This is a genomic window from Peribacillus sp. SIMBA_075, assembly GCF_046534585.1.
This window is the reverse complement of sequence record NZ_JAWRYN010000627.1, coordinates 1-271: the sequence shown is the minus strand read 5'-3', so window position 1 is coordinate 271 and position 271 is coordinate 1. Positions and strand designations below refer to the sequence as shown.

Below are 271 nucleotides of genomic sequence, written 5' to 3'. Positions count from 1 at the left end.
CCGGGCGACGCCGTCGAGATCTTCCTGACCGACGCCGTCGGGATGCCGGCCGAATTCGTGACCGGAATGAAGCAGGACCCGGACCTCTGGGGCAGGCTGGAGGCGATCGCCCCGACCATCGCCTACGACGGACGGCAGGTGGGCGACGCCATGTCCGGCGCGCCCCTCGCGACGAACCGGTGGTCTCGGATCGACGTCCCGGTGCTCGTGATGTACGGCGAGGACACCTGGCCCGCCCTCGCGGGAGGGGCCAAGGCGATCGCCTCCGTGC

The 271-nt window shown here is 71.6% G+C and carries 1 pseudogene; it reads left to right on the top strand.

The annotated features are described in order from the left end of the window. A pseudogene (locus tag SB775_RS29690) lies at positions 1–271 on the top strand (alpha/beta hydrolase); the annotation flags it as partial.